Genomic DNA, 7,734 nt, shown 5'->3' with positions numbered 1-7,734 from the left:
CGCCAACCAGGACTATGAATCAGCCCTGAGTGCGGTCTGTCCGCTGTCTGGCCGGGGTGTTGGCCTGCCCGGCCCGCGGTCCTACTGCCGGGGGGTGAGTCGGGTGATTTCTTCTTCGAGGACGGTGTAGGTGTGGGCTTCGAGGTCGGGCTGTTGGAGTACTGCGTGCCAGGTTCGGGCGAGTTTGGTGAAGGTCACTTCGACGGCTTGTTCAGCGTGGGAGGGGGCGAGTCTGATGCTGGCGTGGTGGAGGTATGCGTGGTGATAGAGCGTGTGGAACGCAGTGAAGTCGAGGGGGAGTTGGGACAGGGTGTTCATGCCTTTCCCCCGTTGGGGAGTGCCTTCTTGGCGTCGACGACGGCCCGTGTGACGACGGCGGTCTGACCGATGACGGTGCCGGGCTTCATCCCGTAGGCCTCTTTGAGGAGGATTTCACGCTGGCCGAGGTAGGCGCAGGTGGTCTTGTCGAAGATCCACTCTGTGCGGGTGCCGCCGTTGTCGAAGGCGATGGCGATGCCGTGCCGTCCGTCGGCGTCGGTGGTATTGCTCATGAATTTGACGCCGGGGATCTGGGCTGCTGCCCTGTAGAGGGCTGCGGTGGTCTGCGGCGGTGCGATCTGTTCCTGCAGCAGGGAGCCGATCTCCTTGAATGCCATCCAGTCCGCGCCCGGGTCCCCCTTCCGGCCACCCTGGTAGAGCCGCTTGAGCAGCGCGTCGGGGTCGGTGGGCAGGGCCTTCATGCTGTTGTACGAGTGTCGGCCGTCGGTCTCGGCCTTGTCGAGATCCTCGCCCTTGCCCTCGAGGAGGCCGTGTCCGGGCTCGTAGAGGTATCCCTTGGTCCCGTCGGGCGAAGTCCACAGCCGGCGCGTGTGCAGAGGGGTGATCCAGTTCTTCTCCTCGCCGCCGGAGGACTCGCTCCGCAGGAACGACACCCGGCTCTCGACATAGAGGAACTGGCTCTGCCGGGGCTCCAGCGGTGGCTGCCGCGTAGCCGCGAGCGAGATCCGCTCGACCGCGGCCGGCAGCCCCTTCGTGGTACCGGCCTCCAGCGCCACGACCTGCGGCCGTGCTGCTTCGGACGAGGACTGCCCACTCGCCCGCGCATCGTCATGCCCCCCTCGTTCCCACGGAGCGGCCACCACGATCCCAGCAGCCAGCGCGGCGGCGACCGGCAATGCTATCCACACCGGCCGCCGCAGACCGCGACGACGTGCAACGGTGACCGGGGCCGTGGAGTGGATCTCGTTCAGGAAGTGCTCCTTGAGCAAAGACTGCCGCGCGGGCGGCAGCACAGGCTCACCCGGTGACGGCAGCAACAGGTCGAATTCGCAGTGGTCGAGCGGCTCGTCCTGCCGCCGCGGAGTACGCATCATCGCTTCCGTCCTTCCATCGATTCCCTCGGCCCGACCGCACCCGTACGGACCTGACCCTGGCTGGAGGCGCCGTCAGAGCCCTGTCGCAATTCCTGCTCGGCAAGTTTCTGAAGCCGCTCACGCGCCCGGGACAACCGGGAACGCACCGTGCCCACAGGCACTCCCAGAGCCTGCGCGGCCTCCAGGTAGCTCAGCCCGGACCACACGCACAAGGTGATCACTTCACGCTCGCAGCGCCGCAGCCTGCCCAGCGCCGCCTTCGCGGCAGCCAGCCGTTCGGCATCGGCCATCCGCCCCACCACCTCGCCGGCGAAATCCGGCAGCGCGTCCTTGGCCGGGAGGCGGGCCATCGCCTGCCGGTGACGGCGGGCTGTCCGCGCAGTGTTCCGCAGAACGTTCACCGCGATGCCCATCAGCCACGGCCGTACGCCGCCCTCTTCGTCGCGCAGCCTGGCGCGCAGCCGCCACGCCTCCAGGAACGTCAGGGAGACGACGTCCTCGGCAACCGACCAGTCACCGGTCGCCCGCACGGCATGCCGGTAGACCAGCCTCGAATGCTCCTCGAACAGTGACCGGAACGCTGCGGGATCGCCGTCCCGTATACGGTCGTGCATCACATCACTCACACCCAGAAATTGTCCGCCCAGCACCACCAGTTCCAGTGACCTGCATCACATGCGATGGCTCCGGGCCGTACGGCCCCGGCTGTCCCCCAACCAGCCTGCCCATGCGCCGAAACCTGGGACACAGACTGCAGGCAGCGCGAGACCTGGAGGCCTTCCGCTGCTCACGCTAAGCGGACCAGGTAGAATACGTCCGCAGTCAGAACCACGAGGCGCCTCCCTGGGTGCCCCCGGAGCTTGCTGTCGGCGATCACGAAATTCGGCTCTGTCGGCGATTTTGTGATGCTGGCGGATCAGGGGCCGAGGAGTATGCGTCTGCGGAGTAGGTCGAGGTTCGCGCGCCCGAAGCCTTTCCCTTTTGAGGAGCTTGACGCGGCAAACGTGGCCCTCGACTTGGCCGGAGCTCCATGGGGTGGACAGTCCGGCGGTGACGGCGTCCTGGTCGCGACGGAGGCCGTTGATGAAGGAGTGCAGCGCGGGCAGGTCGTCGTTCTTGACGCGGTCCATCCAGGCCGGGAGCCGTTCGCCTTGCAGGTCGCGCATGATGGCGGCGAAGTCGCGCACGTGTCGTGTGGTGGCGTCCAGGTGTGGGCAGCCGGCCCGGATTTCCTTGAGTTCGGCCGCATCGTCGCTGGTGAGATGGTCGGGGCAGGTCATGATCCAGCGGGCGGTGCGACGGGGTTTCGGCGCCGGTCGGGGTGCCGGTGGTGCAGTGCCGGGCGGTTTGACGGTGCGGAGGTATCGCTGGAGGGTCTGGATGCTGCCGCGGTAACCGAGGGCACTGATCTCCCGGTGGAGTCGGGGGATGTCGTGGCAGCCGTCGTTCCAGCGCTGGTGCAGGTAGGGCTTGTGCTCGTCCAGGTGTCCCGCGTCAAGAATGTGGCTCAGGTTTCTCGGTTTGAAAGTTGGGGGTGGAGGTCGGGGTTGCGGTAGACCTCGATCGGGTGGTGGCCGGCGGGGGCTTCGGGGGGCCGGATGTGGTTGAAGACGTGCCGGTAGTGCTCGGCCTCGCGGGCGAGCATGCTGAGGTCCTCGATCTCCGGGCGGTAGAGGTGCTCGTACTTCAGCGAGCCGAAGGCGCGCTCGCGCACGCCGTTCCGGCCGGGGCTCTTGGCCCGGGTGCGGATGTGCAGCAGCTCGGGGCGGGAGGCGATGAACCGGGCGAACGCGGCGCCCTTGAACGCGCCGCCGTTGTCGGTGACCGGCTTGATTCTCCGCATCCTGCCGGTGCCGGGATCTGTGGGCAGCAGCTCGGTCGGCGGGCGCCCGCCGAGCCGTTCGGCCTCGGCCATCGCGGTCTTCACGGCGGCTATGGCGTCCGCGCCGGTGCAGGTCGGGGCGATGTGCCGGCCGTGCTCGAGCTTGGTGAAGCAGTCGGTGACCCCGGCCGGCCGCCAGATCCCGCCACCGGTCGTCTCGTACTCGGAGAAGTCCAGCTGCCACACCTCGTTCGGGCTCACCGGCGGGTCGGCGAACGCGGCCTTGCGGGCCTTCGCGAGCTCCCGGCGCTGCCCGGCATGGTCGACGGGCTGGAGCAAGTCCCGTCTGCGCAGGGCCCGTTCGATGGAGGACGCGGAGGGCCTCGTGGCCGTCGGCCCGCATCAGCCGGTGCAGCTTGCGGTGGCCCCAGGCCGGCCGGCCGGCTGCGTACTTCGCGGCCACCGGCTCCAGGACGTCGACGACCGGGGCGGGCCACGGACCCTTCACCGCGGTACGGGCTTCGCGGGCGCGGGCCTGCCGGCGGGTGCAGGTGCGGCGCGGGATGCCGGTCAGCCGGCAGAACCTCGCGGTCGGCATCTCCGCTTCGGTGCGGATCACCTCGAGGTCCTCGAAGGGGCCAGGCGGCCCTCGGCGGACTTCTTCCACACCCGCAGCTCGACGTGGGCCTCACCGAGCGCGGTCTTGAGGTCTTCGATCTGCTCCTCGAGCATCGCCTCCCGGCTGGACGCCTGCTTCGAGGCCCCGGCGCTCAGGCCGGCCTTCCCGGACTCCAGGAACTGGGCCTTCCACTTCGCCACCGACGTTTGCGACGTCTTGTGCCGTCGGGCCGCCTCGGCAACGGTGACCTCACCAGCCAGGACCGACAGCACGATCCGTATCTTCTCCTCCACAGGGAACTGCGGCGGACGGCTCATCAGACTCTCCTTCGGGTCAGGGACTCAACTCTGCCCTGAGCCACAAAGCCTGACGCGCGACAAGGGTGGCGCTGAGGGCCGCCAGGAGGTGAAGCTCGGCATGGTCCTCGACAACATCCGGCGCAGGGCCGACAAACTCACCGCACAGCGCCGCACAGACCTCGACGCTTTGGGGATGCGCTGGTAGATGCCGGGAACGCACCCTGCGGATCGCGGGGTGCGCAGCCGGACTTACCACACGACGATTCCGCTGTCCTCGGCCTTGGCCCGCTGCGCGGCGGCAACGATGTTCTCGAAGCGTCCGGTGACGTAGTCGGTGTCGTAGCCGCTGTGTTCGGCAAGCCGGCCGAGGTGGGGCGGGTTTCCTGACACTCGGTGAGGAAATCATCGGTCTCCTCCCGCTCCACGCAGAGCTGGCCGTCCTTGAGCAGGGGGAAGAACCGGGAGCCCAGGGCCCGGATCGTCTCGGAGCCCCGCAGCCGGGTGCGGGTACTTTCGAACCCGGCCGGGGTGTCGCCGTCCTCGGGGTCTTCCAGGAAGTTGTGACCGCCGCCGGCGCCGTAGACAAAGGTGTGCACGCTCAGGCTCATGGGCCCGGCTGTGCCGAAGCCGGAGCCCTCCTGTCGAACGAAAATTGACCGGGGGGGGATCCGGGCGCGCCGTTAGCGCCTCGGTGGTCCACTCGTCGTCCAGGACGGAGCAGCGGGTTCTCACTCGGCACGGGCTCTGTCGATCGTGTACCGGCAGCTCTTGCCCTCCCCGCTGTTCAGCGAAACAAAAGCAAGATCATAATTTTTCCTTCGAAACACAGACGCCGGGGCGCGGCGGCACCTTCAAAACAGCTCGTGCCAGCCCAGGCCCGGGCGGGGCTGGGGACGGCAGCCTGTATCCGGGGCGTCGCTCTTGCCTGCGGGCTGCGGTGTCGGAGGGCAGTTCGGCGAAACGGGCACGGTACTCACCGGCGAAGCGGCCGAGGTGCGAGATGCCCCACCGGTAGGCGATCGTGCCGACGGGGTCGGTGGAGGTGAGGATGTCCTCACGGATCCGGTCGAGCCGCAGGTTGCGGACGTAGGTCATGGGCGAGAGACCGAGCCGGCCGCGGAATGCGGAGCTGAGGGTCCGCGGGCTGCAGCCTGCGGCACTGCCGATGCCGTCGAGGCTGATGTGCTCGGCGAGGTTCGTCTCGATGAACGCGAGGGCTGCCCGCAAGGAGCGCGGGAAGCCGGGTTGCGGACCGTCGTGCAGCTCGCCGGTGTGCGTGTGCGGCTGGGCCAGCAGCAGGGCGGTGACGAGGCAATGCAGCTGGCTGCGCTGCAGCTCCGCGCGCGGGAACAGGGGGTCTCCCGAGTCCAGCTGTTCGAGGAGGGAACGGACCAGCAGTCGCACCGCCCGGCCCTTGGAGCCGGCCAGGTCGAGGGCGGAATCGAAGCGCACGGTGGACACCTGCGGACGCCCGGTCAGCGCGGTGAACTCCTGGTGAACCAGGGCGGCGTCGATCCACAGGCCCAGGAACTGCGTCCTCCGGCCGGGCAGGGGCCTCAGCTCCTGGATGTCTCCGGGGTTGGCGACTCCCGCCGTCGCTCCGCCGAGGGTCGCCCGCAGGCCGCCGCACGATGCCGAAATGGCGCCGGAGATACCGATGTTGACGAAGTACGAACTGCGGTTCCGGCCCCCGGCCGGGGCGACACGCACATCGAGTGGCGAGACGAAGCAGCCCACCGCGAAGTCGTGGGCGGCGACGCCGCGCAGTTCGTGATCGCCGTTGCACAGCTCGTCCAGGGGCGATGCGGCGATCGAGCCGCCGAACAGGGAGGTGGCGGCGTTGAGCAGGTCGGCGGGGTTCCGGGATCTGGTGATGAGGTGGTTGCGCAGCGGCGTCGGCACGATGGTGGGGTCACCTCCCTGGGAGCCTGATGTCGGCCATGATGGCCGGTTGGGGCGGTGGGCCCGGTCTCGGTGAGGCCCTTCCAGTCGGCCGGTCGGCCGCCGAGTGCCGGTGAGTCTCGGGTACGCAGGGTTTCACGGAGCTGGCCGCTCACATCGGCGGGGCCGTGAACAGCCCCGGGTCGACGTCGTTGTGGGACTTGGCGGCGATGAACTCGTCCATCTCATCTGCCGTGCCCCACTGGTCCGCGTTGGCAGGGTCACGCAGGTCGAAGATGTGGGGGTGCCAGGTGTCCTCGTCCAGGATCTCCAACTCGGTGGTGTATTCGACGGTGTTGCCGGCCCGGTCGAGGAAGTAGCCGAAGGAGTTGTCACCGGCGCGGTGCCGCCCCGGTCCCCACAGCCGCTCGATGCCCAGGCGCCGCATCCGGCCCGTGCCGCGCATCTGGAAGGAAGCAACTCGAGGGCGGGGTTCGCACGTGGATGACAGTCAGGGCAATGGATCATGGCGGGAACTCGGCAGCCATTTCGGTACCGTCGTGGTGCTGGCCGGGGGCGTACTCGTCGGCGCCGTCAACATCTATCTGGCCGCGAGCCTGCTGCCAACGGCGGTCGCGGACATCGGCGGTGAACGCCTTTACGCATGGAACACGACTGTTTTCCTGACCGCCCAAGTCATCGCGACCATGCTCACGAGCCGAACTCTCTCCCGGCACGGCACTACCAGTGAGGAGCCCCGGAGATTCCGGACAGCGACCCAATAGGGTTGTGCTGTAAGGAATCGAGGGAAGTAGCAAGTGGCACGTAGAGGTCCGTACACGCTGGAGTTCCGTGAGGAAGCGGTTCAGCTGGCGCTGAAATCCAGTAAGCCCATTTCTCATTTGGCCCGGGAACTTGAGGTGAGTCCGGAAACGCTCCGCACGTGGGTGCGCCGGTATGAGCACGAGCACGGGAAGCAGTCACAGCCGCTGTCCACGGACGAGCGTGCCAGGCTCAGGGAACAGGACCGGCGTATCCGTGAACTGGAGATGGAGAACGCCTTCCTGAAAAAAGCCGCAGCGTACTTCGCGAAGGATCCCCGGTAGCGAGCAAGTACGAGTTCATCGAAACGATGCGGCTCGACACAGCGGAGTACGCGTTTCCCGTGGAGTTCATGTGCCGGCACCTGGGTGTGTCCAAGTCCGGTTACTACGAATGGCTGGGGCGTCCGGATTCCGCGACAGCCCAGCGGCGTGAGGAGCTGAGACTTCTCATCAGGAAGGCTTTCGAATTGTCCGACAGCACCTACGGGCATCGGCGTATCCACGCCCAGCTCGCCCGCTGGGGCCACCGCGCCGGCCTGGAGCTGGTCCGCCAACTGATGCGCGAGCTGGGCCTCGTGCCCTGCCAGCCCAAGCCGAAACGCTTCGGCCTCACCCAGGCCGCGACAGGCGACCTACCGGACCTCGTCGGCCGCGACTTCACCGCGGACGCACCCGGTGAGAAACTCGTCGGAGACATCACTTATGTCAAGACCGGAGAAGGGTGGCTGTACCTCGCGACCGTCATCGACTGCTGCACGAAGGAAGTGATCGGCTACGCAATGGACGATCACTACCAGACACCTCTGATATCCCGGGCGATCCGCAACGCGGCCCGGAACCGGAAACTCGCCAAGGACGCAATATTCCATTCCGACCGCGGCAGCAACTACCAATGCCACTTAGTTATGCAGCGGGC

At 67.6% G+C, this 7,734-nt stretch carries 10 protein-coding genes and 1 pseudogene; 3 read left to right on the top strand and 8 right to left on the bottom strand.

Going from position 1 to position 7,734, the window contains the following annotated elements; all coding sequences use genetic code 11:
- Positions 1-81: 81 nt before the first annotated feature.
- From ACLHRZ_RS36050 to ACLHRZ_RS36015, 8 genes and pseudogenes are all read right to left on the bottom strand, one after another.
- Positions 82-318 carry a hypothetical protein gene (locus tag ACLHRZ_RS36050; RefSeq protein WP_490422828.1) on the bottom strand — a complete coding sequence of 79 codons (237 nt, stop codon included), beginning with the start codon at positions 316-318 and terminating at the stop codon, positions 82-84.
- Entirely contained in the window at positions 315-1,373 is a 1,059-nt protein-coding gene (locus ACLHRZ_RS36045) for a CU044_5270 family protein (RefSeq protein WP_490422827.1), read from the bottom strand. The genes ACLHRZ_RS36050 and ACLHRZ_RS36045 overlap by 4 nt, the downstream gene beginning before the upstream one ends.
- Positions 1,370-1,987, bottom strand: coding sequence for an RNA polymerase sigma factor (locus ACLHRZ_RS36040; RefSeq protein WP_490422830.1), 618 nt, complete (start codon positions 1,985-1,987; stop codon positions 1,370-1,372). Before ACLHRZ_RS36040 ends, ACLHRZ_RS36045 begins: the two co-directional genes overlap by 4 nt.
- An 893-nt stretch (positions 1,988-2,880) precedes the next feature.
- Positions 2,881-3,534 carry a hypothetical protein gene (locus ACLHRZ_RS36035; protein WP_490422826.1) on the bottom strand — a complete coding sequence of 218 codons (654 nt, stop codon included), beginning with the start codon at positions 3,532-3,534 and terminating at the stop codon, positions 2,881-2,883.
- Between the two features lie 276 nt (positions 3,535-3,810).
- On the bottom strand, positions 3,811-4,131 hold the full coding sequence (locus ACLHRZ_RS36030; RefSeq protein ID WP_490422825.1) for a transposase: 321 nt from the start codon (positions 4,129-4,131) through the stop codon (positions 3,811-3,813).
- Between the two features lie 231 nt (positions 4,132-4,362).
- On the bottom strand, positions 4,363-4,503 hold the full coding sequence (locus tag ACLHRZ_RS36025; RefSeq protein WP_490422824.1) for a hypothetical protein: 141 nt from the start codon (positions 4,501-4,503) through the stop codon (positions 4,363-4,365).
- Positions 4,504-4,917: 414 nt separating this feature from the next.
- A complete protein-coding gene (locus ACLHRZ_RS36020) occupies positions 4,918-6,015 on the bottom strand; it encodes an AraC family transcriptional regulator (RefSeq protein WP_490422823.1) in 1,098 nt (365 codons plus the stop codon).
- A 151-nt stretch (positions 6,016-6,166) separates the two neighbouring features.
- Positions 6,167-6,460 (bottom strand): annotated as a pseudogene (locus tag ACLHRZ_RS36015) (VOC family protein); the annotation flags it as partial.
- 34 nt (positions 6,461-6,494) lie between these two features.
- Between ACLHRZ_RS36015 and ACLHRZ_RS36010 the strand changes: the two are divergent.
- The 3 genes from ACLHRZ_RS36010 to ACLHRZ_RS36000 all read left to right on the top strand — a co-directional run.
- Positions 6,495-6,779 (top strand): hypothetical protein, encoded by a 285-nt coding sequence (locus ACLHRZ_RS36010; RefSeq protein WP_490422822.1) that lies wholly within the window; start codon positions 6,495-6,497, stop codon positions 6,777-6,779.
- Positions 6,780-6,812: 33 nt separating this feature from the next.
- Positions 6,813-7,100, top strand: coding sequence for a transposase (locus tag ACLHRZ_RS36005; RefSeq protein ID WP_490422821.1), 288 nt, complete (start codon positions 6,813-6,815; stop codon positions 7,098-7,100).
- A gap of 17 nt (positions 7,101-7,117) precedes the next feature.
- A partial coding sequence (locus ACLHRZ_RS36000) for an IS3 family transposase (RefSeq protein ID WP_490422829.1) occupies positions 7,118-7,734 on the top strand: 617 nt, incomplete at its 3' end.

It is taken from the genome of Streptomyces sp. AM25, assembly GCF_058146165.1.
The sequence above is the reverse complement of the archived record's forward strand: the minus strand, read 5'-3'. Positions and strand labels throughout refer to the sequence as shown.

Coding starts and splice junctions, on each gene's coding strand:
- ACLHRZ_RS36030 (WP_490422825.1), bottom strand. CDS start 4,131: ATGAGCCGTCCGCCGCAGTTCCCTGTGGAGGAGAAGATACGGATCGTG.
- ACLHRZ_RS36050 (WP_490422828.1), bottom strand. CDS start 318: ATGAACACCCTGTCCCAACTCCCCCTCGACTTCACTGCGTTCCACACG.
- ACLHRZ_RS36040 (WP_490422830.1), bottom strand. CDS start 1,987: ATGCACGACCGTATACGGGACGGCGATCCCGCAGCGTTCCGGTCACTG.
- ACLHRZ_RS36045 (WP_490422827.1), bottom strand. CDS start 1,373: ATGATGCGTACTCCGCGGCGGCAGGACGAGCCGCTCGACCACTGCGAA.